This window comes from Streptomyces sp. Q2 (genome assembly GCF_056820935.1).
The window spans coordinates 1-23,943 of record NZ_JBXEJE010000039.1 but is presented as its reverse complement, the minus strand read 5'-3'; the positions used below and the strand labels follow the sequence as shown (position 1 = coordinate 23,943).

At 71.7% G+C, this 23,943-nt stretch carries 25 protein-coding genes and 2 pseudogenes; 19 read left to right on the top strand and 8 right to left on the bottom strand.

The window, feature by feature from the left end; all coding sequences use genetic code 11:
- Window positions 1-29 precede the first annotated feature (29 nt).
- From ACWBNA_RS35610 to ACWBNA_RS35590, 5 genes are all read left to right on the top strand, one after another.
- Complete coding sequence (locus ACWBNA_RS35610; RefSeq protein ID WP_482708645.1) at window positions 30-602, top strand: Uma2 family endonuclease; 573 nt, start codon at window positions 30-32, stop codon at window positions 600-602.
- Window positions 603-633: 31 nt separating this feature from the next.
- Window positions 634-1,311, top strand: a complete 678-nt coding sequence (locus ACWBNA_RS35605; protein WP_482708644.1) for a UbiX family flavin prenyltransferase — start codon at window positions 634-636, stop codon at window positions 1,309-1,311.
- Window positions 1,312-1,396: 85 nt separating this feature from the next.
- Window positions 1,397-1,852: an Lrp/AsnC family transcriptional regulator gene (locus ACWBNA_RS35600; protein WP_482708643.1), complete on the top strand. Its 456-nt coding sequence runs from the start codon at window positions 1,397-1,399 to the stop codon at window positions 1,850-1,852.
- Window positions 1,853-1,902: 50 nt separating this feature from the next.
- A complete protein-coding gene (mqnE, locus tag ACWBNA_RS35595; RefSeq protein WP_482708642.1) occupies window positions 1,903-3,066 on the top strand; it encodes an aminofutalosine synthase MqnE in 1,164 nt (387 codons plus the stop codon).
- Window positions 3,067-3,094: 28 nt separating this feature from the next.
- Complete coding sequence (locus tag ACWBNA_RS35590) at window positions 3,095-3,667, top strand: UdgX family uracil-DNA binding protein (protein WP_482708641.1); 573 nt, start codon at window positions 3,095-3,097, stop codon at window positions 3,665-3,667.
- Window positions 3,668-3,702: 35 nt separating this feature from the next.
- Here ACWBNA_RS35590 and ACWBNA_RS35585 read toward each other — a convergent pair.
- A pseudogene (locus ACWBNA_RS35585) lies at window positions 3,703-4,242 on the bottom strand (IS200/IS605 family accessory protein TnpB-related protein); the annotation flags it as partial.
- Between the two features lie 214 nt (window positions 4,243-4,456).
- On the opposite strand from ACWBNA_RS35585, the pseudogene ACWBNA_RS35580 reads away from it, so the two are divergent.
- From ACWBNA_RS35580 to ACWBNA_RS35565, 4 genes and pseudogenes are all read left to right on the top strand, one after another.
- A pseudogene (locus ACWBNA_RS35580) lies at window positions 4,457-4,549 on the top strand (UdgX family uracil-DNA binding protein); the annotation flags it as partial.
- Between the two features lie 61 nt (window positions 4,550-4,610).
- Window positions 4,611-5,144, top strand: a complete 534-nt coding sequence (locus ACWBNA_RS35575; RefSeq protein WP_482708640.1) for a GNAT family N-acetyltransferase — start codon at window positions 4,611-4,613, stop codon at window positions 5,142-5,144.
- A 120-nt stretch (window positions 5,145-5,264) separates the two neighbouring features.
- On the top strand, window positions 5,265-5,573 hold the full coding sequence (locus ACWBNA_RS35570; protein ID WP_482708639.1) for a DUF4229 domain-containing protein: 309 nt from the start codon (window positions 5,265-5,267) through the stop codon (window positions 5,571-5,573).
- Between the two features lie 39 nt (window positions 5,574-5,612).
- Complete coding sequence (locus ACWBNA_RS35565) at window positions 5,613-6,275, top strand: TetR/AcrR family transcriptional regulator (RefSeq protein ID WP_482708638.1); 663 nt, start codon at window positions 5,613-5,615, stop codon at window positions 6,273-6,275.
- On the opposite strand, the gene ACWBNA_RS35560 is transcribed toward ACWBNA_RS35565, so the two are convergent.
- Complete coding sequence (locus tag ACWBNA_RS35560; RefSeq protein WP_482708637.1) at window positions 6,257-7,096, bottom strand: MaoC family dehydratase; 840 nt, start codon at window positions 7,094-7,096, stop codon at window positions 6,257-6,259. The two genes, ACWBNA_RS35565 and ACWBNA_RS35560, sit on opposite strands and share 19 nt — an antisense overlap.
- Entirely contained in the window at window positions 7,096-8,391 is a 1,296-nt protein-coding gene (locus tag ACWBNA_RS35555; protein WP_482708636.1) for a 3-oxoacyl-ACP reductase, read from the bottom strand. Before ACWBNA_RS35555 ends, ACWBNA_RS35560 begins: the two co-directional genes overlap by 1 nt.
- A gap of 85 nt (window positions 8,392-8,476) precedes the next feature.
- Here ACWBNA_RS35555 and ACWBNA_RS35550 point away from each other — a divergent pair, with 85 nt between their 5' ends.
- The 3 genes from ACWBNA_RS35550 to kstD all read left to right on the top strand — a co-directional run bounded on the left by ACWBNA_RS35550 (window position 8,477) and on the right by kstD (window position 13,842).
- On the top strand, window positions 8,477-9,772 hold the full coding sequence (locus ACWBNA_RS35550; protein WP_482708635.1) for an acetyl-CoA C-acetyltransferase: 1,296 nt from the start codon (window positions 8,477-8,479) through the stop codon (window positions 9,770-9,772).
- Between the two features lie 208 nt (window positions 9,773-9,980).
- Window positions 9,981-11,894, top strand: coding sequence for an AMP-dependent synthetase/ligase (locus ACWBNA_RS35545; RefSeq protein ID WP_482708634.1), 1,914 nt, complete (start codon window positions 9,981-9,983; stop codon window positions 11,892-11,894).
- A gap of 154 nt (window positions 11,895-12,048) precedes the next feature.
- Window positions 12,049-13,842: a 3-oxosteroid 1-dehydrogenase gene (kstD, locus tag ACWBNA_RS35540; protein ID WP_482708633.1), complete on the top strand. Its 1,794-nt coding sequence runs from the start codon at window positions 12,049-12,051 to the stop codon at window positions 13,840-13,842.
- On the opposite strand, the gene ACWBNA_RS35535 is transcribed toward kstD, so the two are convergent.
- The 3 genes from ACWBNA_RS35535 to ACWBNA_RS35525 are packed head-to-tail and all read right to left on the bottom strand — an operon-like array spanning window position 13,839 to window position 15,555.
- Window positions 13,839-14,504 carry a class I SAM-dependent methyltransferase gene (locus ACWBNA_RS35535; RefSeq protein ID WP_482708632.1) on the bottom strand — a complete coding sequence of 222 codons (666 nt, stop codon included), beginning with the start codon at window positions 14,502-14,504 and terminating at the stop codon, window positions 13,839-13,841. The two genes, kstD and ACWBNA_RS35535, sit on opposite strands and share 4 nt — an antisense overlap.
- A 47-nt stretch (window positions 14,505-14,551) precedes the next feature.
- Entirely contained in the window at window positions 14,552-14,866 is a 315-nt protein-coding gene (locus tag ACWBNA_RS35530) for an AzlD domain-containing protein (RefSeq protein ID WP_482708631.1), read from the bottom strand.
- Window positions 14,863-15,555 carry an AzlC family ABC transporter permease gene (locus ACWBNA_RS35525; RefSeq protein WP_482708630.1) on the bottom strand — a complete coding sequence of 231 codons (693 nt, stop codon included), beginning with the start codon at window positions 15,553-15,555 and terminating at the stop codon, window positions 14,863-14,865. Before ACWBNA_RS35525 ends, ACWBNA_RS35530 begins: the two co-directional genes overlap by 4 nt.
- A 67-nt stretch (window positions 15,556-15,622) precedes the next feature.
- Here ACWBNA_RS35525 and ACWBNA_RS35520 point away from each other — a divergent pair, with 67 nt between their 5' ends.
- The gene (locus tag ACWBNA_RS35520; protein WP_482708629.1) at window positions 15,623-16,195 is read left to right on the top strand and encodes a helix-turn-helix domain-containing protein; all 573 of its coding nucleotides are present in this window, start codon (window positions 15,623-15,625) and stop codon (window positions 16,193-16,195) included.
- 96 nt (window positions 16,196-16,291) lie between these two features.
- Here ACWBNA_RS35520 and ACWBNA_RS35515 read toward each other — a convergent pair whose 3' ends face one another.
- The gene (locus ACWBNA_RS35515) at window positions 16,292-16,495 is read right to left on the bottom strand and encodes a cold-shock protein (protein WP_003992177.1); all 204 of its coding nucleotides are present in this window, start codon (window positions 16,493-16,495) and stop codon (window positions 16,292-16,294) included.
- Window positions 16,496-16,794: 299 nt separating this feature from the next.
- On the opposite strand from ACWBNA_RS35515, the gene ACWBNA_RS35510 reads away from it, so the two are divergent.
- The 5 genes from ACWBNA_RS35510 to ACWBNA_RS35490 all read left to right on the top strand — a co-directional run bounded on the left by ACWBNA_RS35510 (window position 16,795) and on the right by ACWBNA_RS35490 (window position 22,200).
- Window positions 16,795-17,643, top strand: coding sequence for a menaquinone biosynthetic enzyme MqnA/MqnD family protein (locus ACWBNA_RS35510; RefSeq protein WP_482708628.1), 849 nt, complete (start codon window positions 16,795-16,797; stop codon window positions 17,641-17,643).
- Window positions 17,644-17,706: 63 nt separating this feature from the next.
- The gene (locus ACWBNA_RS35505; RefSeq protein ID WP_482708627.1) at window positions 17,707-19,443 is read left to right on the top strand and encodes a serine/threonine-protein kinase; all 1,737 of its coding nucleotides are present in this window, start codon (window positions 17,707-17,709) and stop codon (window positions 19,441-19,443) included.
- Between the two features lie 5 nt (window positions 19,444-19,448).
- Complete coding sequence (locus ACWBNA_RS35500; RefSeq protein ID WP_482708713.1) at window positions 19,449-20,264, top strand: prepilin peptidase; 816 nt, start codon at window positions 19,449-19,451, stop codon at window positions 20,262-20,264.
- A gap of 72 nt (window positions 20,265-20,336) precedes the next feature.
- Window positions 20,337-21,536: a cyclic dehypoxanthinyl futalosine synthase gene (gene mqnC / locus ACWBNA_RS35495; protein ID WP_482708626.1), complete on the top strand. Its 1,200-nt coding sequence runs from the start codon at window positions 20,337-20,339 to the stop codon at window positions 21,534-21,536.
- A gap of 7 nt (window positions 21,537-21,543) precedes the next feature.
- Window positions 21,544-22,200 (top strand): imidazolonepropionase-like domain-containing protein, encoded by a 657-nt coding sequence (locus ACWBNA_RS35490; RefSeq protein ID WP_482708625.1) that lies wholly within the window; start codon window positions 21,544-21,546, stop codon window positions 22,198-22,200.
- A 47-nt stretch (window positions 22,201-22,247) separates the two neighbouring features.
- Here ACWBNA_RS35490 and ACWBNA_RS35485 read toward each other — a convergent pair whose 3' ends face one another.
- Window positions 22,248-23,288, bottom strand: coding sequence for a chitinase (locus tag ACWBNA_RS35485; RefSeq protein ID WP_482708624.1), 1,041 nt, complete (start codon window positions 23,286-23,288; stop codon window positions 22,248-22,250).
- A gap of 307 nt (window positions 23,289-23,595) precedes the next feature.
- On the opposite strand from ACWBNA_RS35485, the gene ACWBNA_RS35480 reads away from it, so the two are divergent.
- On the top strand, window positions 23,596-23,943 hold a 348-nt coding region (locus ACWBNA_RS35480), incomplete at its 3' end, for a hypothetical protein (RefSeq protein WP_482708623.1).

Sequence of the window (23,943 nt, the reverse complement as noted above, 5' to 3'; positions counted from 1 at the left end):
ATCGAGGGCAGGACCCCCAGGAGGCCACCGTGACCGTCTCGGACCTTGACCGCCTGCACTCGCAGCTCAGCAGGCTGGAGGACATGTTCCCCGGCTATCTGACGGAGATTGTCGAGGGCAGCATCGTGATGAACCCGGTCAGGCCGGTCCACGGGAAGAGCATCCAGCGTCTGTGGTCGATCGTGGAGGCCCAGCTCCCGACGGGTTGGGCCTTGGTGAGCGACGTGGCCTTCCCGTTCGACGACGCCAACGAGTTCTGCCCGGACCTCGCGGTCATTCCGGTCGAGGCCGAGGCCGAGAACCGCAGCGAGTACTCGCCCGACCTGATCGAGTTCGTCGCCGAAGTCGTGTCGCCCAGCAGCATCCGCCGTGACTACGAGGTGAAGCCCCACTGGTACGCCTCCCGGGGCATCGCCAACTACCTGATCCTCGATCCCCTCAAGGGCCACTGCGTCACGATGTGGAACCCCGGCCCCGACGGCTACCGCGGACGCGACATCATCCCTTACGGCACCGACCTGACCGTCGACTCCTCCCTCGGCAAGCTCACGGTCGCCACCGCGGGCCTTCCGGTCGACCCGAAAGTCCGCGACCAGTCCTGAGTGTGCCGTGACCCGCCGGTAGGCTCAGGGTGTGAACGCAGGAGAAACGCAGCGCACGCCTTGGATCGTGGGGGTGTCCGGAGCATCCGGGACGCCGTACGCCGCCGCCGTGTTGCGCGCGCTGCTCGCCGCCGGTGAGAGCGTCGACCTGGTGGTGTCCCGGGCCTCGCGGCTGACCCTCCTCGACGAGACCGGGATCGCGTTCCGGGACGCGCACTGGCAGGCCGACCTGCGGGAATGGCTGTCCAGGGGCGCTGACGGGAAGCCGGGGACCTTCGAGGTGGACATCGAGGGCGTACGGCACTGGAGCGCCGGGGACCTGGCGGCGGGGCCGTCCTCGGGGTCGTACCCCTCGAAGGGGATGCTGATCGTGCCGGCCTCCACCGCGTGTGTCGCCGGAGTCGCGCTGGGCCTGTCCAAGGACCTGCTGCAACGGGCCGCGAGCGTCACGCTGAAAGAGCGGCGGACGCTGGTCGTGGCCGTGCGCGAGACCCCGTTGAACGGGCAGACCCTGCGGCACCTGGTCGCACTGGACGACGCGGGCGCGAGCGTCGTACCGGCCTCGCCCGCCTTCTACGCGGGCGCGACCCACATCCAGGACCTGGTGGACTTCGTCGCCGGACGGGTCCTGGACTCGGCGGGCGTCCGGCACACGCTCTACCGCCGGTGGGCGGGGGAGATCGGTGGCGGCTCCCGGCCCCCTGCCTGAGCACCAAGCACCGCCCACCTCAGGAACACCCCAGAACTCTCGGATCCAGACCTCTTCAGTCTCTTCATCGGAAGGCTTCAATCGCATGGACGCGGTGGACAGGCAGCTCATCCAGGCCCTGAGGGAGAACGGCCGGGCCTCCTACGCGGAGCTGGGACGCCTCGTCGGTCTGTCGGGACCCAGCGTCACCGACCGCATCAACCGGCTGGAGGCGGCCGGCGTCATCACCGGCTACCGGGCCACCGTGGACGCCGCCTCGCTCGGCCTCGGCGTCATCGCCCTGATCGGCATCTCGCTCTCCGACGCCGCCGACCACGAGGACGTGGCCCGCAGGCTGAAGGACCTGTCCGAGATCGAGGACTGCTGGTTCATCGCGGGCGACGACTCGTTCATGCTCAAGGTGCGGGCGACCGACGTCGACGGGCTGGAGAAGATCATCCGGCGGCTCAGCGGAACCAGGGGCGTGTCCCGGACCCGTACCACCATCGTGCTCTCCACCAAGTGGGAGAACCGGGTGGGTGAGCTGCCAGAAGAGGAGTGACGAGCTAGGCGTACGGTTGAGACGGTTTGTCACCGAGGAGAGGCACAAGCATGGACGTCGGGCTCAAGCGCGAGCTGGAGGACAAGGTCCGGGCCGGTGAGCGGCTGACCCGCGAGGACGGCGTCGCGCTCTACGAGTCGGACGACCTGGCCTGGCTGGGCGGTCTCGCGCACGAGGTGCGGACGCGGAAGAACGGCGACGTCGTCCACTTCAACGTCAACCGTCACCTCAACATGACCAACGTGTGCACGGCGTCCTGCGCCTACTGCTCCTTCCAGCGCAAGCCGGGCGAGAAGGACGCGTACACGATGCGCATCGAGGAGGCCGTCAAGCTCGCCAAGGCGATGGAGAGCGACAACCTCACCGAGCTGCACATCGTCAACGGCCTGCACCCGAACCTCCCGTGGCGCTACTACCCGCGCTCCCTGCGCGAGTTGAAGGCCGCCCTTCCGCACGTGTCGCTGAAGGCCTTCACCGCCACCGAGATCCACCACTTCGAGACCATCTCGGGCCTGACCGCCTCCGAGATCCTCGACGAGCTCATCGACGCCGGACTGGAGTCCCTCACCGGCGGCGGCGCCGAGATCTTCGACTGGGAGGTCCGGCAGCACATCGTGGACCACCGCACGCACTGGGAAGACTGGTCGCGGATCCACCGGCTCGCGCACGAGAAGGGTCTCAAGACCCCGGCCACCATGCTGTACGGCCACATCGAGGAGCCCCGGCACCGCGTCGACCACGTGCTGCGGCTGCGTGAGCTGCAGGACGAGACCGGCGGCTTCCAGGTCTTCATCCCGCTGCGCTACCAGCACGACTTCGTGGACATGAAGGACGGCAAGGTCCGTAACCGCCTCCAGGCGCGTACGCAGATGGCGACCGGTGCGGAGGCGCTGAAGACCTTCGCTGTCTCCCGGCTGCTCTTCGACAACGTTCCGCACGTCAAGGTCTTCTGGGTCATGCACGGCGTCCAGACCGCGCAGCTCGCGCTCCAGCACGGCGCCGACGACATGGACGGCTCGGTCGTCGAGTACAAGATCACGCACGACGCGGACAACTACGGCACGCCGAACAAGCTGACCCGCGAGGACCTGCTGGACCTCATCCGCGACGCCGGTTTCCGGCCCGTCGAGCGCAACACCCGGTACGAGATCATCCGCGAGTACGACGGCCCCGACCCGGCGCGTCGCGAGTCGCCGCAGCCGATGCGCGTGTGAGGCGCCGCGGGCGCGGTACCCGGCGGGCATGAGTCCGCGTACGGCCGCGCCCGAAGACGCGTACACCGCCGAACCCTTCGTTCCGGACCGCGGCGGCCTCACGGCCCTGCGCCGCGCCGCCGGCGAGTGCCGGGGCTGCCCCCTGCACCGGGACGCCACGCAGACCGTGTTCGGGGCGGGGGCGGCCGACGCGCGCGTGATGCTCGTGGGGGAGCAGCCCGGGGACCAGGAGGACCGGCAGGGCAAGCCCTTCGTCGGGCCGGCCGGGAAGCTCCTGGACCGGGCGCTCGCGGAGGCGGGTATCGACCCCGGCGAGGCGTACGTCACCAACGCCGTGAAGCACTTCAAGTTCACCCAGGCGGAGCCCCGTAAGCGCCGGATCCACAAGGCCCCGTCCCTGCGGGAGATGACCGCGTGCGGGCCGTGGCTGGCCGCCGAACTCGCGGTCGTGGAACCCGAGCTGATCGTGGTGCTCGGGGCCACCGCGGGCAAGGCGCTGCTCGGCTCGTCGTTCCGGGTCACGCAGGTGCGCGGGACGGTCCTGGAGGAGGAGATCCACGGGCACGCCGAGCGGCTGGTGCCGACCGTGCACCGTCCCTAGGGACTGAGCGGGAGTGAGTTCTGTTGCCAGAACCCATGCTCGGCCGAACGTTGGCGCTTGCCGCCGCGCGCGACGCGCACGATGCCGGCCTCACGATCGGCGCGCGCGGCAGCCAGCCGGTCCTCCAGTCCCCGCAGCCGCCTCGACTTCGCATGCCACTCCCGCGCCGACCGGTAACCCCCGGCCGCCTTCTTCGTCCCCTTCTGCCCGACGGGCAGGGACAGCCGGTGCTCGATGGTGCGGATACCGGCTTCCAGGTTCTGCAGGTGCGCCGACTGGCCACGGCGGGCCAGCGCCCACTGGTCATGCGTGGCCTTGGTGATACTTCCCGCCCACCGCGACGACGACAGCGGCGTCAGCTCCCGCTTACGCACCGCCCACCTCTCACCGGAATGCTCCAGGCCGTCCCGGCAACGCGCCTTGAGATCCCTCGAAGCCAGCGACCCCAGATGCGCACCCACCAGACGCAGCACCTCCTCATCATCCGGCGTCAGGTCCTTGAGACGGGTCCGCACGGCCACACCACTGGGACCGGACGCGAGGAACGACGCCGCCCCACTCCGCAGCTCACCCACCCCTGTCACCCCCACCCGATGCCGACCGAAGATCCCGTCGTCATAAGAAACGAGCACCACCCGCGAAGGTCACGCATTCGATGAAAGAACGTCAGTTCCCCACCGAAACCCACCCCCACGACCGAGGCGCGCGACACGACACAGCCCAGCAGCACTCACTCCCGCTCACCAGAACGCTCTCGCTCTTGAACACACTCCAGCGGCAGCAGCTCCAAACCCCTCGTCGGTGCTGCGGGCGGACGACCGGGAGGCCGCCTATCGCGGACTGCTCTCCGACCTGCGGGTGGCGGCCCACGCCCTCGGGTGAGCGAAGAAGGCCCGCGACCCGGAGGCGGGTGCGCGATCGGCCGAATCTAAGCTCGTTGACCATGCGCGAGACCCTGCACCTCACCTTCCGGCTCGATCCCGGCCTGACCCCCGCGTTCCTCGACGAGCTGACCCGGCTGTGGACGGCCGTCAACAACGCGGGCGGAGCGGTCGGCTTCGTCGGCGAGACGACCTACGAGGAGATACGTCCAGAAGTCGACCGGTACGCGCAGTCGCTCGCGGCCGGACGCCACCGCCTGATCGCCGGGCTCGACCCCGACGGACGGCTGCGGGCCACCGCCTTCCTCGGCCTGAACACGCACCGCCTCCAGGGCCACTACGCCTGGCTGACGACCGTCATGGTCGACCCCTCCCTCCAGCGCGGCGGTCACGGCCGCGCCCTGCTCTCGGCGGCCGAGGAGCACGCCCGCGCCCTCGGTCTGGAGGCGCTCAAGCTGACCTGCCGGGGCGGCATGGGCCTGGAGGGCTTCTACACCTCCGTCGGCTACAAGGAGGTGGGCCGGGTGCCGGGAGGGTTGCGGGTCGCGGCGGACGACTACCGGGACGACATCATGATGTGGCGGGTCCTGAACTGACGCCGTCCCGTCGTCACCGACCCCCTGCAAGATCGCGCCCTGGGCGTGCTTCACTGGATGGTGCCTTCGGGAAACGCCCCCGGAGGGGGACCCCCAGTCGGAACGGAAGAGTGGATTGAGATGCTCCGCTACACACTGATGCGCCTCGGGATCCTGGTGGGCTGCCTCGTGGTCGTCTGGGGCCTGGTCTACTCCGGTCTTGTCCCGCGCGGCCTCGGCGACTCCAACGGCATGTGGATCGTCCTGCTCTCCCTCCTGCTCTCCGCCCCGATCAGCTTCGTCGTGCTGCGCAAGGAGCGGGACCGGGCCTCGCTCCAGGTCGTCCAGAAGGTGGACCGGATGAAGTCCAACCTGGAGGCGAACCGCAGCCAGGAGGACGTCGCCGACGACACCGCGCGCACGCAGGGCAAGGCCTCCCAGGCGTCGTAAAGGGGTTTCTCACGGCCGCACCCAATTAGTCTTTCGGGCATGGGTGCCGTGAAGAACAAGCGGATGCCGCGTGCCGTCCGTGAACAGCAGATGCTGGACGCCGCCGTGCGGACCTTCGGGCAGCGCGGGTACATGACCGCGTCGATGGACGAGATCGCCGAACTCGCGGGCGTGTCCAAGCCGTTGGTCTACCTGTACCTGAACTCGAAGGAAGACCTCTTCGCCGCGTGCATCCGCCGCGAGTCCCAGGCCCTCACCGCGGCCGTCCGGGCCGGCGTCGATCCCGAGCTGCCCGCCGACCGCCAACTCTGGGACGGGCTGCGGGCGTTCTTCACCCACACCGCGCAGCACCCGGACGCCTGGTCGATCCTGCATCTGCAGGCCCGGACCCACGGGGAGCGGTTCGCCGCCGAGGTCGCCGCGATGCGCGAGGAGATCGTCGCCTTCGTGACCCAGCTGATCGTCGTCGCCGCCCGGGAGGCCCACCGCGACCCCGACCTCCCCGAGCGCGAGGTCGCCGGCCTCGCCGAGGCCCTGGTCGGAGCGGCCGAGTCACTCGCCGCCTGGGCCAACGCCACGCCCGGCGTCAGCGCCAGACAGGCGGCGGCGACCCTGATGAACTTCGCGTGGGCGGGGCTGGGGAACCTGATGACCGGGCAGCCCTGGTCACCGGCGGAGCCGGTTCACGAGGCGATCGGGTAGACCCCGCCGCTCACATGCACCCGGTCGCCGCCGCGCAGCTCGAACCGCTCGCCGTCGGCGGCGTACGTCACCGTGCCCGGCAGCAGCACCGGTGCCTTGAACTCCGCCCGAATCTGGGCGGCTTGCGTGGCGCCGTGCGCGGCGAGGCAGCGGGCCACCGTCCACATGCCGTGCGCGATGGCCCGGGGGAAGCCGAAGAGACGGGCGGTGAGCGGGTGGAGGTGGATGGGGTTGCGGTCGCCGGACGCGGCGCCGTACCGGCGTCCGATGTCCGCGGCCAGCCGCCACTCGGCGACAGCGGGAAGCGGTTCGCGTGCCCGCCCGCTGGTTTCCGCCACGTGGCCGTCCGTGCGGTGCCGGGCGAGATACGTGCTCCTCGACTCCCACAGGACGCTCCCGTCCGCCCGCACCTCGGTGACGACGACGGCCTCCGTACCGCGCCGGTGCGGCGCCAGCCCCTCGACGCCCACGGTGAGTTCGTATGCTCCGGTGGCCGGGAGCGCCTTGTGCTGGGTGATCCCGATCGACGTGTGGACGAGCCCGAGCAGCGGCAGCGGGAAGTCGCGCCCGCTCATCAGCCGCATCGCGAGCGGAAAGCCCAGCACGTGCGGATACGTCACCGGCAGCGCGTCGTCCCCGGTGGCGAAGCCGCAGACCCGCTCGTACGCCGCCAGCCGCGCGAGGTCGACGCGCAGGCCGGGCAGCACCAGCCGGGTGCGGGGGAAGTCCGCGTCCGGGCGGGGGCGTTTGAAGGGGGAGAGCAGGGCGCCGCGGGCGAGGAGGGGCGCGAGGGCGGGGGACCGGGTGAGGACGAGGGACATCAGGCCCCCAGCAGGCTCTGGCCGCAGACCCGCACGACCTGCCCGTTGACCGCGCCGGAGGCCGGGTGGGCGAGCCAGGCGGTGGTCTCGGCGACGTCGGCGGGCAGTCCGCCCTGGGCGAGGGAGTTCATACGGCGGCCCGCCTCGCGGATGAACAGGGGGACGGCCGCGGTCATCTTCGTCTCGATGAACCCGGGCGCGACCGCGTTGACCGTCACCCCGTGCTCGGCGAGCGCGCGCGGCGCGAGCGACCGGACGAGCCCGACGACGCCCGCCTTGCTCGCGCCGTAGTTCGTCTGCCCGGCGTTGCCCGCGATACCGGCGATCGAGGCCGTCGCCACGATCCGGCCGCCCGGCTTCAGGGTCCCCGCCGACAGCAGCGCGTCCGTCGTCCGCAGCACGCTCGCCAGATTGACCTCCAGCACCGGATTCCAGCGTTCCGCGGGCATGTTGACCAGCCGCCGGTCGCGCGTGATGCCCGCGTTGTGGATGAGCACGTCCAGCCCGCCGGGCAGCGCTGCCGCGATCCGCTCGCCCGCGTCGGCGGCCGTGATGTCGAGAGGGAGGGCGGTGCCGCCGAGCCGTTCGGCGACCTTGTGCGCCTCTTCCTCCGCGGCCGGTGTGTCGAGTACGACGACCCGCGCCCCGTCTCTGGCCAGCGTCTCGGCGACCGCCTCGCCGATCCCGCGCGCGCCGCCGGTGACCAGCGCGGTACGGCCGGCGAGGGGGTGGTCCGCGTCTTCGGTCGCGGTGACCGGCCAGGCGTTGACCTCGATCACCTGGCCGCTGACGTACGCCGACCTGGGCGAGAGCAGGAAGCGCAGGGTCGACTCGGCGGCGGCCGCGTCGGTCAGCCGTACGAGGTTGACGGTCCTGCCCCGGCCGATCTCCTTGCCGAGTGAGCGGGTGAGGCCCTCCAACGCCTGCTGGGCGGCGGCCTGGTGGTGGTCGGCGGGGTCGAGCGGGGCGCCGAGCACGAGGACGCGTCCGCTCGCGGCGACCGACCGCACGACGGGGTGCAGGGCGGCGTGCACGTCACCGAGCCCGGCGACGTCGCGCACGCCGGTGGCGTCGAGGAGGACGGCGGCGGGCCGGTCCGACGCATGGGTCAGGGGGAGTCCCGTACCGGCGAGGTCGAGGTCCGACGTGGCGGCCGTGAGGTGGAGCAGGTCCCCTTCGAGAGGGGGGTGCGCGGGGGTCCAGCGGCGGAGTGCGGCCGGTTGCGGCAGCCCCAGCCGACGGGTCAGGAAACGGCCGGGCGCGGTGCCGGTGAAGCTCAGGTAGCGGTCGGCCATGGCCGTCTCCCCACGCGAGTCTCTGCTTACTCTGGAGTAAGGTTACCGTAGGTAAGCCTACGTCACGGGTGAGGAGCTGGTCGAGATGAGCCCCCTGAAGCCGCTGGTGGCCCGCCGTGTGGCGGTCGTCGCCGGCGCCCGCGTTCCCTTCGCCCGCTCCGACGGGCCGTACGCCACCGCCTCCAACCAGGAGATGCTGACGGCGGCGCTCGACGCTCTGGTCGAGCGGCACGGGCTGGAGGCGCCGGGCGCGGTGGGCGAGTTCGTCGCCGGGGCCGTCCTCAAGCACAGCCGCGACTTCAACCTCGCCCGCGAGACCGTCCTCGGCTCGCAACTGGACGCGCGGACACCGGCGTACGACATCCAGCAGGCCTGCGGCACCGGCCTGCAGGCCGTCATCGCCGCCGCCAACAAGATCGCCCTCGGCCAGACGGAGTCGGCGATCGCGGGCGGCGCGGACACGGCGAGCGACGCACCGCTGGGCGTCAACGACGACCTGCGGCGACTGCTGCTTCAGGCGCGGCGGGCGACGTCGCTCGGGGCCCGGGCGAAGGCGCTCGCGCGGCTGCGCCCCGGCCACCTGGTCCCCGACATCCCGCGCAACGCCGAGCCCCGCACCGGCCTGTCGATGGGCGAGCACGCCGCCGTCACCGCCCGCGCCTGGGGCATCGGGCGCGAGGCCCAGGACGAACTGGCGGCGACGAGCCACCAGCGGCTGGCGGCGGCCTACGAACGCGGCTTCTTCGAGGGCCTCGTCGTCCCCTTCCGGGGCCTGGCCCGCGACCAGAACCTGCGCCCCGGCTCCACGGTGGAGAAACTGGCCTCGCTGAAGCCGGTGTTCGGCCTCGACGCCCCCGGCCCGACGATGACGGCGGGCAACTCGACACCCCTGACGGACGGCGCGGCCGTCGTGCTCCTGGCGAGCGAGGAGTGGGCCGAGGTGCGGGGCCTGCGACCGCTGGCGTATCTGACCGCATACGAGACGGCGGCCGTGGACTTCGTCGCAGGGGACGTGGCGGGCGGCGAGGACGGCCTGCTGATGGCCCCCGCCCACGCCGTCCCGCGCATGCTGGAGCGGGCCGGCCTCGGACTGGAGGACTTCGAACTCCTCGAAGTCCACGAGGCGTTCGCCTCCCAGGTGCTGGCGACCCTGGCCGCGTGGGAGAAGCGCGGCCTGGCCCCGGTCGACCGCGCCCGGCTGAACGTCGCCGGATCGTCGCTCGCGACCGGGCATCCCTTCGCGGCGACGGGCGCGCGGATCGTGGCGACGCTGGCGAAACTGCTGGCCGAGCGGGGTGGGAAGGGTGGTTCGGGGCGGGGTCTGATCTCCGTGTGCGCGGCGGGCGGGCAGGGAGTGACGGCGGTGCTGGAGCGTACCTGAGGGTCACTCATCTAACCTCCGAGGTTGCACATCCCCGGCTCCGGACCACCCCCGAACCCGCACGAACCTTCCACGAGGGCGCCGTACGATCACCGTCCTAACCCGCGGTAACCCGTCAGCCGCGCACCGCTGGTGAACGCCCCGGTACGTCCCGTACGTACCACATGCAACAGAGCGGAACGCTGTTGCACGCCCCTGGAGCTGCCCCATGTCCCTCGCCTACACGTCCGGTCACGACTACGACGGTGCGCCCGTGCTCGTGGAACCGGAGATCCGGCGGCTGGACGGAGAGGTCCGGGAGGTTTCCGTCCCGCCGATCGTCCCGCCGGTCACCTACGGCTCGCTCGCCGACCTGCCCTTCGACAACGCGGACGCGGTTCCGCAGGACCCGGTGCTCAGCCGCCGTACGGAGGAAGGCGGCTGGGCGGACCTGACGGCGGCCGGGTTCGCCGGGGAGGTGCTCGCCCTCGCCAAGGGGATGATCGCCGAAGGGCTCGTGCCGGGCGACCGGGTCGCGATCATGGCGCGCACGACGTACGAGTGGACGCTCCTCGACTTCGCCGCCTGGGCCGCCGGCCTCGTCACCGTCCCGATCTACCCGACCTCCTCCGTCTTCCAGACCCGCTGGATCCTCCAGGACTCGGGCGCGGTGGCCCTGGTGACGGAGACGGCCGCACAGGCCTCGGCACTGGGCCCCGAACTCAGCCACCTCCCCGACCTGCGCCACATGTGGATCCTGGAGAAGAACCACCTGGAGCGCCTGGCCGAGCTCGGGCAACAGGTACCCGACCAGGAGATCGCCGTACGGCGCGGGGTGCTGGGCCCCGACACGCTCGCCACCGTCGTCTACACCTCGGGCACCACCGGCCGCCCCAAGGGCTGCGCCCTCACGCACGGCAACTTCCTGGCCGAGGTCGACAACGCGATCGAACTCCTGCACCCCGTCTTCAAGTCGAAGACGGCCGGTGAACTCTCCACGCTCCTCTTCCTGCCCATGTCGCACGTCTTCGGCCGCATGGTGGCCGTCGCCTGCATCCGCGCCCGGGTCCGCCTCGGCCACGCGCCCAGCCTGAAGGCGGAGGACCTGCTCGCCGACCTCGGCAGCTTCCAACCGACGTTCCTGCTGGTCATCCCGTACATGCTGGAGAAGGTCTTCAACAACGCGCGCGCCAAGGCGGAGAGCGGCGGCCGGGTCGCGCTGTTCGACCGCGCGACCAGCGTGGCCGGCCGCTACGCCGAGGCGGTCGAGGCCCGCAAGGCCGGCACCGGCAGCGGCCCCGGACCTGCCCTCAAAGCGGCCCGCGCCTTCTACGACCCCCTCGTCTACCGCCGCATCCGCAACGCCATGGGCGGCCGGATCCGCCACATCATCTCCGGCGGCTCCCCCCTCGGCCGCCCCATCGCGGCCTTCTTCGCGGGCGCGGGCATGGAGATCTACGAGGGCTACGGCCTCACCGAGTCGACCGGCGCCGCCACCGTCACCCCGCCCCTCAGACCCCGTCTCGGCACCGTCGGCTGGCCCCTGCCCGGCACCAAGGTCCGCATCGCCGCGGACGGCGAGATCCTCCTCAGCGGCGGCCAGGTCTTCCGCGGCTACTGGGACCCGCACGGCAACGGCCTGATCCCCTCGTCCAGCGACGGCTGGTTCCCGACGGGCGACATCGGCCGCCTCGACGACGAGGGCTACCTGACGATCACCGGCCGGAAGAAGGAGATCCTGATCACGGCGGGGGGAAAGAACGTGGCCCCGGCGCCCCTCGAGAACTGGCTCCGCTCCCACCCCCTGATCTCCCAGTGCATGGTCCTCGGCGACACCCGCCCCTACATCTCCGCCCTCATCACCCTCGACATGGACGGCGTCAGCCACTGGCGCCGGATGAACGGCAAGCACTCCGTCCCGCCGGAACTCCTCGTGAACGACGACGAGCTGCGGGCGGTCCTCCAGCGCGCGGTCGACGACGCCAACAAGATGGTTTCCCGGCCCGAGTCGATCCGCCGCTTCACGATCCTGCCGGTGGACTTCTCGGAACAGGCCGGCCATCTGACCCCGTCGATGAAGCTGCGCAGGGAAGCGGTCATGAAGGACTTCGCGCAGGAGGTGGAGGGACTGTACGAGCGGTGAGGGCGGGGCTGTACGAGCGGTGAGGGTGCGTCGCGCCCCAAGTCGACTTCACGTCAAGGGAGTTGCTGTAGCCGCACGGCCCTTGACTTCCCAGGCCCCGCGCGCGACATTCCCGTCTCCTCACCTCCTTCGTTCCCGGCGGGCTGGAGTAGCCATGACCACGAGCGCGGACTCCGAGAGACGACGCACCGGACCGACCGGACGCCCTTCCCGAAGACACCTGCTCGCGGGCGCCGCCGGGGCCGGCCTCGCCGTCGCCGCCGGGGTTCAGCAGGGCGCCCGTGCCGCCGACCTGCCTCTCCTCGGTACGTACGACGTCGTCGTCATCGGGTCCGGCGCCGCCGGGATGACCGCCGCGCTCACCGCCGCCAAGCGGGGGCTGAGCTGTGTCGTGGTCGAGAAGGCGGACACCTTCGGAGGGTCGGCCGCCCGCTCCGGTGCCGGGATCTGGATCCCCAACAACCCGGTGATCCTCGCCGCCGGCGTCCCCGACACCCCCGCCAAGGCCGCCGCCTACCTGGCCGCCGTCGTCGGGGCCGACGTCCCCGCCGAGCGGCAGCGCGCCTTCCTCGCTCACGGGCCCGCCATGATCTCCTTCGTCATGGCCAACAGCCCGCTGCGGTTCCGCTGGATGGAGGGGTACAGCGACTACTACCCCGAACTCCCCGGCGGCCTCACCAACGGCCGCTCCATCGAACCCGACCAGCTCGACGGCAACCTCCTCGGCGCCGAACTCGCCCGCCTCAACCCGCCCTACCTCCAGGTCCCGGCCGGCCTGGTGGTCTTCAGCGCCGACTACAAGTGGCTCGCCCTGACCGCGGTGAACGCGAAGGGCGTCGCCGTCGCCGCCGAGTGCCTGGCCCGGGGCACGAAGGCCGCCGCACTGGGGCAGAAGCCGCTCACCATGGGGCAGTCGCTGGCGGCGGGGCTGCGCCTCGGACTCCGGAGCGCGGGAGTGCCGGTCCGGCTCGGCACCCCGCTCACCGAGCTCTTCGTCGAGGGCGGGAAGGTGACCGGCGCCGTGGTCACGCAGGGCGGCACCCCCGGGCTGCTCCGCGCCCGGCGCGGGGTCGTCGTCGGCTCCGGCGGGTTCGAGCACAACGCGGCCATGCGGGCGCGGTACCAGCGGCAGCCGATCGGCACGGACTGGACCGTCGGCGCCAAGGAGAACACCGGCGACGGAATCCGGGCGGGCCACCACATAGGCGCCGACCTCGCCCTCATGGACGACGCCTGGTGGGGGCCCGCCATCCCGCTCCCCGGCCAGCCGTACTTCTGCCTCGCCGAACGCACCCTCCCCGGCGGCCTGATGGTCAACGCGGCGGGGCGCCGGTTCGTCAACGAGGCCGCGCCCTACAGCGACGTCGTCCACACCATGTACGAGCGGAACCCGACCGACCCCGACATCCCGGCCTGGCTGATCACCGACCAGAACTACCGCAACCGCTACCTCTTCAAGGACGTGGCGCCGGCCTTCCCGTTCCCGGACGACTGGTACACCTCCGGCGCGGCCCACAAGGCCTGGACCCTGGACGCCCTGGCCACCGCCATCGGCGTCCCCGCGGCCGCCCTCCGCGCCACCGTCGACCGCTTCAACTCCCTCGCCCTGAAGGGCGACGACACCGACTTCGGGCGCGGCGACAGCGCCTACGACCACTACTACACGGACCCCGCCGTCCTCCCCGACTCCTGCCTCGCGCCCCTGTGGCTGCCCCCGTACCACGCCTTCCGGATCGTCCCCGGCGACCTCGGCACCAAGGGCGGCCTGCGCACCGACGCCCGCGCCCGCGTCCTGCGCCCCGACGGCTCGGTCATCCCCGGCCTGTACGCCGCCGGGAACGCCAGCGCCGCCGTGATGGGCCACAGCTACGCGGGCGCGGGCTCGACGATCGGCCCGGCGATGACCTTCGGGTACATCGCCGCACTGGACCTCGCGGGCGCGCTCTAGCCGGCCCGCGGCGGCTTCCGGGCGATCAGGGCCGCCTGTGGGGTCGGCTCCCCGAGTGTGTCGTCCGGCTCGCGCACCGTCCGCGAGACGAGGGCGAAGCCGGCCGCCGACAGCAGCTCGGCGACGGCCTCCGGCCTCCGGCGCTGGAAGCCCAGCGACACCCGGTGGCCGAAGGGGCGGTCGTGGTAGCGGGGCTCGTCGCCGACCTGGAAGGCGACGAGCAGGTGGCCGCCGGGTGCCAGCACGCGGTGGAACTCGGCGAAGAGACCGGGCAGCCGGTCCACCGGGGTGTGGATGGACGAGTACCAGGACACGACCCCCGCGAGCGCCCCGTCGGCGAGGTCCAGCTCCAGCATCGAGCCCTGCTCGAAGCGCAGACCGGGGTTCTCCCGGCGGGCGATCGCCAGCATCGACTCCGACAGGTCGAGCCCGGACACGGACAGGCCGCGCGAGGCGAGGTACGCGGTCACCTCCCCGGGTCCGCAGCCCAGGTCCGCCACCTCGCCACCGGCTCCACCCGCTGTGACGAGTTCGGCGAACCCGGCGAGCACGGCCCGGTCCAGCGGCCTCTTCGCGAGCGCGTCCCGGAACTGGGCGGCGTAGTCCTCGGCCACGGTGTCGTAGAAGGTGCGGGTGGCGGTCAGGAAATCGGCGTCGGTCATGGGCGGGGACCCTAGCGGCAGCCACTGACAGCCGACTCGACAGCCGGTCAGGCCACCCCCATGGCCCGCAGCCCGGCCGTCACCGCCGCCGCGCCGAGCACGACCACCACGAACGGCGCCCGCCGCCACGCCAGTACCCCGGCCACCAGCACCCCGGCCGGCCGGGCCCATCCCGCGAAACCGCCGCCCTCGGTCAGCGCACCCGTGGCCAGCAGGGACACCAGCAGGACCACCGCCCCCGCCGAGAGCAGCTCCCGCGCCCGGGCCGGGAGTTCCACCCGCCCGTGGAGCACCGGCCCCACCAGCCGGAAGGCGTACGTCCCGACCGCGAGCGCCACGATCATGGCAACCGTGGCACTCATGTCGCCGACCCCTTACGGCCGTACACGGCGAGCCCGGCGAGCGCCACCAGCACCGGCAGGCCCGCCGGCACGGCCGGGGTCACCGCCAGGGCGAGCCCGGCGCCGAGCAGCGCGGACCGTCGTACGGCCGGGTCGTCGCGCAGAGCGGGCAGTACCAGTGCGGCGAGCACGGCGGGGAAGGCGGCGTCCAGGCCGTACGTACCGGTGTCGCCCAGGGCGCCGCCCGCGAGGGCGCCGGCCAGGACGGCCGCGTTCCACACGGCGAACAGACCGAGCCCCGAGATCCAGAAGGCGGCCCGGCGCCGGGCCGGGTCGGGCTGGGCGAGGGCGAAGGCCACCGCCTCCTCGCAGACGAGGTGGGCGCCGAGCAGGCGGGTGAGGCGGCCGGGACCGAGGGTGTCGGCGACGGCGAGGCTGAAGGCGGCCGTGCGGGTGTTGAGGAGGAGCCCGGTGGCCGCGGCGGCGACCGGGCCGCCCCCGGCGAGCAGCACGCCGACCGCGCTGAACTGGGCGGAGCCCGCGTACACCACGAGCGACATCACCACCGGCACCCACACCGGGAGTCCGCCGGTGACGGCGATCGCGCCGAAGGAGACGCCGACGATGCCGCCGGCGATCCAGACGAGGGACGCGTCCCGGAGCAGGTCCGGGTAACGCGTGAGGCGGGGTGTTCGCTCTGCCGTACGCATGTTCTCTACAATGGACAGAAGAGCTCGCGTTCGTCAAGGCGAACAAAATACCGATGGAGCGAACGGAATGGCCGACCGTGTGACACCCCCGTCCCGCCTGCCCCTCGACTGGATCGCCGCCTCCCTGCGCCGCGAACGCACCCGCGCGGGGGTGTCGCTGTCCGAGCTGGCCAAGCGGGCCGGTATCGCGAAGTCCACGCTGTCGCAGCTGGAGGCGGGGAGCGGCAATCCGAGCGTGGAGACGCTGTGGGCGCTGGGGGTGGCGCTCGGGGTGCCGTTCAGCACGCTGGTGGAGCCACCGGCGCCCTCGGTGCAGGTGATCCGTGCGGGGCAGGGGCCGGCGGTCGCGTCCGAACGGGCCAACTTCGTGGCCACCCTGTTGTCCGCCAGTCCGCCCGGGGCGCGGCGGGACATCTACCACCTGCGGGCCGAGCCGGGCACGGCGCGCGAGTCGGAGCCGCACATTCCGGGCACGGTGGAGCATCTGGTCGTGAGCACGGGGCGGGTGAAGGCGGGTCCGAGGGGCGAGGAGGTGGAGCTGGAGCCCGGTGACTACATGACGTACCGCGGGGACGTGCCCCACTCGTACGAGGCGCTCGCGGCGGCGTCGACGTTCGTCCTCGTGATGCAGCACGTGTGAGCGGCGGTGGGCAAAGGCAGGAGCCCCGTCACCTTGCGGCGCGGGGCTCCTTGGGTACTACGGTCGATTCCGGATCAGAGCTTTGGGCTCATGAACTCAGACAGGGGTGACGTTCTCCGCCTGCGGGCCCTTCGGGCCCTGGGTCACGTCGAAGGAAACCTGCTGGTTCTCCTCCAGCGAGCGGAAGCCGCTCGCGTTGATCGCGGAGTAGTGGACGAAGACGTCGGGGCCGCCGCCTTCTTGGGCGATGAAGCCAAAGCCCTTTTCGGCGTTGAACCACTTCACGGTTCCGGTAGCCATAAGCCCTCCTTGGGCCCAAAGGGTTGCCCTGCTCCAGAACCCTGCAAGTGTGAAAACAAGAATGCCGCACAACTGCATACGTCTGAAAACGACTAGAGCCCGCGGTCACATGCTCCGCAGGCTCTGTACTGCAAGGGAAACCAAACTGCAACTTGCGGCGAGCCTAGCATGTGGGCAGCCGAATGCAATAGAGGTCAAGATCACGTCACCCGGACGTTTGAAGGGGCCCTCTCGGGGTTGACAGATTCGAGCCGCACCCTGGGCCCTGCACGCTACCCCATGGGGTCTAGTCTCGCGATGTGGACATTTCTCGCACCCGGCCGCGCGTCGGCCACATCCAGTTCCTCAACTGCCTGCCCCTGTACTGGGGGCTCGCGAGAACCGGCACGCTCCTCGACTTCGAGCTGACCAAGGACACCCCGGAGAAGCTCAGCGAGCAGCTGGTGCGCGGAGACCTCGACATAGGGCCCATCACCCTGGTCGAGTTCCTGAAGAACGCGGACGACCTGGTCGCCTTCCCGGACATCGCGGTGGGCTGCGACGGGCCGGTGATGTCCTGCGTGATCGTCTCGAAGGTCCCGCTCGACGAGCTCGACGGCGCCCGGGTCGCCCTCGGCTCGACCTCGCGCACCTCCGTGCGCCTGGCCCAGCTCCTCCTGTCGGACCGTTACGGCGTGCGGCCCGACTACTACACCTGCCCGCCCGACCTCAGCCTGATGATGCAGGAGGCCGAGGCGGCCGTCCTCATCGGAGACGCGGCACTGCGGGCGAACCTGCTCGACGGGCCCAGGTACGGGCTCGAAGTGCACGACCTCGGTGCGCTGTGGAAGGAGTGGACGGGGCTGCCGTTCGTCTTCGCGGTGTGGGCGGCCCGCCGGGACTACCTGGAGCGCGAGCCGGCCATCACCCGCAAGGTGCACGAGGCCTTCCTCGCCTCCCGCAACCTCTCCCTGGAGGAGGTCGGCAAGGTCGCCGAGCAGGCGGCCCGCTGGGAGGCCTTCGACGAACAGGTCCTGGAGCGCTACTTCACGACCCTCGACTTCCGCTTCGGCGTCCCGCAGCTCGCGGCGGTCGCCGAGTTCGCCCGCCGGGTGGGGCCGACGACCGGTTTCCCCGCGGACGTGAAGGTCGATCTGCTCCAGCCATGAGGCGGGGGCGACTTCAGGACTACGCTGCCCGGGACGTGAGGCGTACGGGGGAGGAATGACGCCATGCAGCCGCTCGGAGTCGACGAACCCACGGTCGTGGGGCCCTACCGGCTGCTCGGCCGGCTCGGCTCCGGCGGCATGGGCCGGGTCTACCTCGGCCGCAGCGCCGGCGGCCGCACGGTCGCGGTGAAGATCGTGCACCCGCACTTCGCGCTGGACGAGGAGTTCCGCGCCCGCTTCCGCCGCGAGGTCGACGCGGCGCGCCGGGTCGGCGGCGCCTGGACCGCGCCGGTCCTGGACGCGGACCCACAGGCCGCGGTGCCGTGGGTGGCGACCGCGTACGCGGCGGGGCCGTCCCTGTCGGCGGCGGTCGCGGACGGGGGCGCGCTGCCCGCGCATTCGGTACGCGTGCTGGGAGCGGGGCTCGCGGAAGCGCTCACGGCGGTGCACGAACTGGGGCTGGTGCACCGGGACGTGAAGCCGTCGAACGTGCTGCTCACGCTGGACGGGCCGCTGCTGATCGACTTCGGCATCGCGCGGGCCACGGACGGTACCGCCTCCCTGACCTCCAGCGGCGTCTCCATCGGCTCGCCCGGATACATGTCGCCCGAGCAGATCCTGGGCAACGGGGCGACCGGGGCGGCGGACGTCTTCTCGCTGGGCGCGGTGCTGGCGTACGCGGCGACCGGGGAGGCACCCTTCCGTGGCGACTCCTCGGCGGCCCTGCTCTACCGGGTGGTCCACGAGCCGCCGGAACTGGGCTCCCTCGACGACGACTTGCGGCCGCTGGTGGAAGCCTGCCTGGCCAAGGATCCGCAGGAGCGGCCGACCCCCGCGGAAGTGGCCCGGAAGCTGGCGCCCGAGGGCGCTGCGCGCCTGGTCGCGGGCGGGTGGCTGCCGGGGGCGCTGGTGGAGCAGGTCAGCCGGGGGGCCGTACGGCTGCTGAACCTGGAGACGGCACAGGAGGTGGCGTCCGGGCCGGTGGAGTTCAGCAGAACCTCGCAGGCGGCGCCGGCGCTCGGGGAGTTCGGGCCGCCGCCGGTCATGGCTCCGGCTGCGGCTCCGACGCCGGCCGTGACTCCGACTCCGGCTCTGGCCGCGGATCCGGACGCGGCTCCGGCTGGGGTGAGGGCGCCCGAGTCCGTTCCCGGTCCCCGGGACTCGCGCGAGCCTCAGCCGCAGGACGCGGCACCCTCCGACCGCGGCCCCGGCAAGCTCTCCGTCTCCCTGTCCGCCACGGCGGCCCCCACGACCGCCGGCCGAGGGCGCCGACTCAGTTGCACGGTGGCCCTCGCTGTCGCGGGGGCGCTGGCGGCGGTGACCGTCGGTTCCGTGCTGGTGTTCGACTTGTTGCCGGACAACAACGGCCCCAGTGCCGCGGGGGACTCCGACAGCGGCTCCCACTCCTCGGCGCCGAGCGCGAGCGCCGACGGCGACGCGGCCGCCGTGCCGGCCCGTTACGTCGGTACCTGGGAGGGGCAGGCCGCCGCACTCAACGGCACGCTGCCCATGGGGACCTTCCGGCTGACCGTCGAAAAGGCCGAGGTGGGCGAGAAGTTGGGCACACTGCGGCACACCGATGTGCTCGGCGGTGTCTGCGACGACGTCCTGACGCTGAAGAGGGTGACGAACCGGCAGATCGTGGCGAGCGCCGTCGGTGCCGAGTCGAACCGGGGCGTGTGCAGCCAGGCCGCCCACACGGTCCGGATCTCGCCGGTCGGCGACGACCTGCGGTACGACTCGGACAGCGAGGAGTCGGGGCGGCCCCAGGCGCGGCTGTCGAAGGTCGAGCAGGGATGACCGGTATGCCTGGCCTGACCGGTCTGTCTGGTACGCCTGTCCTGTCCGGCCTGTTGATCGGTGTCGCCGCGGTGTGGGGCGCGGTGACGGGGGCGCTGGTGCCGCGCGCCGCCTACCGGTTCTCGGTGCCCCCGGAGGAGTCCTGGCGGGAGCGGTGTCCCGGGGGGCATGCGATCCGGGGGTGGCTCGGGCGGGCGCGGTGCCGGGAGTGCGCGGGCGGGGCCGTGGTGGCGGCGGGCGACGGGACGGTCGTGACGAAGGTGTCCGCGCAGGCGAGGTACGGCCCCCGCACCCCCGTCCTCGCTCTCGTCACCGCCCTCCTGTGTGCCGGCCTCGCCGCCGCCACCGACACCCGGCCCGAGCTTGCCGTCTGGCTGCTGCTCGCGCCCGTGGGGGTGCTGTTGGCCGTCGTCGACTTCCGGGTGCAGCGGCTGCCCGACGTGCTGACACTGCCGATCGCCGGCGCGGCGCTGGTGCTGCTCGGGCTGGTCGCGCTGGTGCCCGAGCACGCCGGTGACTGGCCGTCCGCCGCACTGGGCGCGCTCGCGCTCGGCGCCGGATACCTCGTGCTGTGGCTGGTCAACCCCGGCGGCATGGGCTTCGGCGACGTGAAGCTCGCGCTCGGGGCGGGGGCCGTGCTCGGGTGGTACGGCTGGGGGACCGTGCTGCTCGGCACCCTCGCGGGTTTCCTGTCGGGGGCGCTGTACGGCGGTGCGCTCGTGGTGGCGCGGCGGGCCGGGCGCCGCACGACGATCCCGTTCGGGCCGTTCCTGATCGCGGGCGCGTACCTCGGGCTGCTGATGGGTGCGTACGCGGCCTGAAGTCCGCGGCGGAAATGGGCTGGCGTAGGCTGGTTCGGACCGTCCTCACCCCTTACGAAAGGGACGCCCCCGGTGACCGAGAAGGCCGACCTTCAGTCCGTCCTCGACCGTGCCGCCGAAGGTGGGCGCATCACCCCCGAGGAGGCGCTCCTCCTTTACCGCGACGCCCCGCTGCACGCGCTGGGCGCCGCCGCCGACACCGTACGGCGGCGCAGGTACGCGGGGACCGAGCACATCGCGACGTACATCATCGAGCGCAACATCAACTACACGAACGTGTGCGTCACGGCGTGCAAGTTCTGCGCGTTCTACGCGGCTCCCAAGGACGAGGCCAAGGGCTGGACCCGCGACCTGGACGACATCCTGCGGCGGTGCGCGGAGACCGTGGAGCTCGGCGGGACGCAGATCATGTTCCAGGGCGGTCACCACCCCGACTACGGCGTCGAGTACTACGAGAAGCACTTCTCCGCCATCAAGCAGGCCTTCCCGCAGCTGGTCATCCACAGCCTGGGGGCGAGCGAGGTCGAGCACATGGCCCGGATCTCCAAGGTGAGTGTGGAGGAGGCCATCACGCGGATCCACGCGGCCGGTCTCGACTCCTTCGCCGGTGCCGGCGCCGAGCTGCTGCCCGCCCGTCCCCGCAAGGCCATCGCCCCGCTGAAGGAGTCCGGCGAGCGCTGGCTGGAGATCATGGAGACGGCTCACCGGCTGGGCGTCGAGTCCACCTCCACCATGCTCATGGGAACCGGCGAGACCAACGCCGAGCGCATCGAGCACCTGCGGATGATCCGTGACGTACAGGATCGGACGGGCGGCTTCCGCGCCTTCATCCCGTACACCTACCAGCCCGAGAACAACCACCTGAAGGGCCGCACGCAGGCCACGCTCTTCGAGTACCTGCGGATGATCGCCATCGCGCGGCTGTTCATGGACAACATCGCCCACATCCAGGGCTCGTGGCTGACCACCGGCAAGGAGGTCGGCCAACTGTCGCTGCACTACGGTGCGGACGACCTCGGCTCGATCATGCTGGAGGAGAACGTCGTCTCCTCCGCCGGCGCCAAGCACCGCTCCAACCGCATGGAGATCATCGACCTGATCCGCAAGGCCGGGCGGGTCCCGGCCCAGCGGGCGACGACGTACGAGCACCTCGTCGTCCACGACGACCCGGCGAACGACCCGGTCGACGAGCGCGTGATGTCCCACATCTCCTCCACGGCGATCGCGGGCGGCACGGCTCATCCGGAGCTGAAGCTGCTCGCCTCCAACTGACCTCGCCGTGCTGACGATTCATGCCGCCGATCTCCTGGTCTTCGGGGACCGGCGGCCCTCCGTGCCCGGCGGCGCGGTCCTGGTGGACGGCCGGGTGATCGCGGCCGTCGGCCCGTACGAGGAACTGGCGGCGGCTCGTCCGACCGCCCGGGTGCGGCACTGGCCGGGACTGCTCACGCCGGGACTGCTGAATCCGTACGGGCCCGAACTCCTGGAGCTGGCCTATCATCCCGATCCGCGCGAGGCCGGCGAGCTGGGCACCGAGCCGCTGACCGGGGACGCGCTCGCGGCGCTCGTCGAGACCGGCGCCCTGACCGACGCCCGCCGGGGCGGGAGCGCGCGGCGCGGGGTGCAGCGCATGCTCGCGCACGGGACCGTCGCGGTGGCGGGGGACCTGCGGCGGCCCGCGGTGGTCGACGCCGTGCACCGGGCCGGGTTGAGCGTCGAGCGGCGCTTCACGCCACCTTCGGGCCCGCCGTCGCTCGACCCGATGGCCGGGCGGAAACTCACGGAGGCGATCCTCGCGCCGCTGTCACCGCTCGCCGGGGCGGACGCGACCTTCGCCGTCTTCGACGTCCCGGACGAGGCCGCGCTCACCGAACGCGGAGCCCTCACATGCGTGGCGACGGTCCTCGGCGGACGCCTGGTGCACCGGCGCCGATAGCGCCCCGCTCAGCAGCCCAGCCCTCTCGGCGTCCGTCCTCTGCCTCCTCAGCCCGCGAACGCCTCGGCGAACGCCCCCGAACTCTGCTCCACCCCACTGCAGTCGGTCAACGCGTCGTTGCGCGAGGCGTTGTCGTCCTCGCAGCTCTGGTCCCGGAACGTCGACCACATCGACACCCAGGCGATCCCCTTCTCCCGCGCGAACGACCGCACCTGGGCTGCGTCGGAGAGCGTGAACGTCTCGTTGGCCACGTCGTTGACGCCGATCATCGAGGTCAGCGCCATGCCCTGCCAGGCGGCCGCGTCCGCGAGACCGAACACGTCCTTGAGCTGGCCATGGGCGGCCCTCGCGGAGGTGAGCGCGTAGTCGCCCATGTCACCGCCGTACGACTCGCCGTAGTTCATCGTCATGAGGTTGACGGTGGAGACCTGTACGTCGTGCTCGTTGGCCGACCGCAGGAGAGCGAGGCTGTCGTCGTCGAGGCCGGAGGGCATGACCGGGAGCGTGAAGGTGACCTGGAGGTCGGTGCGTTCCTCCTGCAACGCCGCGATCGCCTCGGAGCGCAGGGCGACCGAGTCGGCGTCGGTGAGTTCGTCGCCCTCGATGTCGAAGTCGGCCTGGGCCGAGCCGGCCGCGTCCAGTGCCTTGCCGTAAGCCTCGGCCAGTTCGGACGCGCTGTCGCAGGTCGCCGCCAGTTCCTCGCCGGAGGCGCCGCCGAAGGAGACGCGGACCGTCGCGCCGTCCTCCTTGAGCCGGGTGATCCGGGACGTCACCGCCGAGTCGCCGATGGCGTCCGTCCCGTTCCACTTCGGCGTGCAGTCATCGCCGCCGGAGATCACGAAGGCCAGGTTGTACGTCGTCGGGGAGCCCGCCGAGTCGTTGCCGGACGCGCTCGTGGCGCTCACGTAAGGGGCGTACGCCGTGCTCGACTTGGCCTCCTCGGTGGGGGAAGCGATGGGGGACGCGCCCGACTGTCGCGGTGCGGCGGGAGCCGCGTCCGAGGTGTCGTCGGACCCCGCGGAGCACCCCGCGGTGGCCAGGGCAAACAGGCAGGTGAGCCCGGCCGCCGGCTTCAGGAAACTCCGCATTGAGTAGGCTCCCGCTCTCGTGACTTCTGTCTCAGGACGGAAACAAAGCGCGTTTCCGGAGTGGAAATGTCTCACACGGAGCTGAGCTTCGGGCGGACAGGAGCCACACAGGCGCTTCGCGGGCAGAGATGGTCAAAAGGTGCTTGACGGGCGCGTAATTCGGGCATTCAACTCCATTCTTTCTGCTCTGAGTTGCGCAGCCTTTCCGGGAATCTCTCAAGGAAAGGACAGGTTTCCAGCTTTCTCATGGTTCTCTCACAAGCAAGTCCGCGTTTAGGACACATAAAGGTTCCCTAATGTCCGGGGAATGCATTCCGAGCCAGCCATCGATGACCGCGCCGCTGTCGCACCTGCCGCCGCTGTGCGCGGTCGCCGCCGCAAACGCGGCAACGGGTCCGAAGAGGGTCCCGTGTTCGTTGACAACTCCGGACGCCGGTCCAGGCTGCTGCGCCGGATCGGCCTCCTGGTCGGTGTCGTCTGCTTCGGGTACGCCGTCGTGCTGGGCATGGCCTTCATGGGCATCGGCACCTCGATCAACCCGTCCTCGCTGGTGCCGTTCGGCGCGGGCGGCGGCAGCGGGGCCGGGCCGGGTGGCCAGGGCGGCAACGGCCCCGCCGGCTACGCCCCGCAGGGCGGCCTCGGCAACGGGGCCGGC